Here is a 1,449-nt window from a genome sequence, read left to right as displayed (position 1 = left end):
TAGCCGATGAAATCCCGATGCGACCCGAAGCCCAGTCGCAGAAACTTAGAAGTTGGTGTTAAGTTGGTCAGGAAAAAATCAGAATTTACTAGTCTTCTCATTTTTCTAGTTTTTCTTTGCATATCTTCTGCTATTTCTTTGGTATTTCCTTGCTTGTTTATTACCGATTCATTGCCGTTTGTCTGGCATTTCATTGCCCATTCATTACCGTTTCTAGGCTTATTCTTTACTTCTTGCAGGCTTCTCCTTGCAGACTCCGTTACACCTTGCTTGCCTTTTCTGTGCTCTTTTATTACTGTTTGTTCGGTATATTGACAATCACCTATCAAAGATCTACCCATGGATTGCCGAGCCAGTCCATACTCAGGTACAAGGCAGTCCCTAAGGATAACCATACCTTCACCAGCATCGGATAAACGATCGGTTAAACTAACATTAGTTGCTTGTGCAATATTATTTTCAAACACATTTTTAGCAACAGAATATTCAGGTAATTCCGTCTGCTTTCTACTCAAAAGCACACCTTCCCTTTCAGGTTTAAATAGTTTCCGGAGATAATCCCAGAACTTGACTATATATTGTATGTTTATGTTCATTATTTTTAATTTTTTGCATAAAGCTTCCCTGCTCCTTTACTGCCGAGGGAGACTTGACCTTTAAGCCTTTTTCATTCGATAGCATCTGGAGTTCACAGGTAGTAAAACTTTACTAATACTTTTCTAAGATTAATTCTTGGTTTTCTTTTACCGCTCTTTTTGCTTTAATGATCATCATAAGCTGTTCCTCCCAGATCAGCTCTACAGACTCTCCTGCTATGCTCAATACCTTGCGACTATCTTTTACGATGGTCAATCTTTCTAAGGTCACTTCTATACCAAAGTGTTTGTTGAGATCGTTCAGTATCCGTTGTCGGTATTCTTCCCTTTCTGTTCGTGCAGGTACCGCCAGTTCATAGCAATATGAAGAGATACTCTCCCCTTTCTCTATGGGTATGAACCGCTCCTTATGTTCTCCCAATACCAATATTTGATTAGTCGAAAAGTTAGCCGGTAGTCCCAAAGCAAAGAGATAAATCTCAATGACAGTCATATTGATCAGTGAGATCCGCAGTACATCGGTATTGTCATTGCGCACAACCATACTGAAAGAATCAGAAGGCTCTAGCAGGCGGATCATAAGCGAATAATAACGGTGCGCCGGTCTTTCTTTCATGACATACTTCATCGCCGATTGCGCGGAGCTTTCGGAAACTGGTAACGAGCCATTTTTAAAAAATCGTTCGGGAAAAAGAGTGATCATAGTTCGTTTTTTAATAACTGGAATACGATTTTCACGCAGATAAGAAGACAGTTCTCTCTCTGGGGACAGCGCATGGCTATCCCAGTAGCAAGTATTTTGCATTTTTTTTAGTTTAAATTGGCTCCCTTAAAACCGAACAATTTGGACATG

General features: G+C 39.9%; 2 protein-coding genes. Both read right to left on the bottom strand.

All coding sequences use genetic code 11. The features are described 5' to 3' along the window. Positions 1 to 596: hypothetical protein (locus L950_RS25290; protein WP_037526603.1), on the bottom strand; the 596-nt coding region annotated here is incomplete at its 3' end. Positions 597 to 708: 112 nt separating this feature from the next. Next, a complete protein-coding gene (locus L950_RS25285; RefSeq protein WP_021190871.1) occupies positions 709 to 1,401 on the bottom strand; it encodes a hypothetical protein in 693 nt (230 codons plus the stop codon). Between the last annotated feature and the right edge of the window lie 48 nt (positions 1,402 to 1,449).

This window comes from Sphingobacterium sp. IITKGP-BTPF85, from assembly GCF_001006065.1.
Taxonomy (GTDB): domain Bacteria; phylum Bacteroidota; class Bacteroidia; order Sphingobacteriales; family Sphingobacteriaceae; genus Sphingobacterium; species Sphingobacterium anhuiense.
Note: the sequence above shows the minus strand (reverse complement) of the source record. Positions and strands in the feature narration are given on the sequence as shown.

Excerpts from the sequence above, each read along its gene's own strand:
- L950_RS25285 (WP_021190871.1), bottom strand. The coding sequence starts at position 1,401 with ATGCAAAATACTTGCTACTGGGATAGCCATGCGCTGTCCCCAGAGAGA.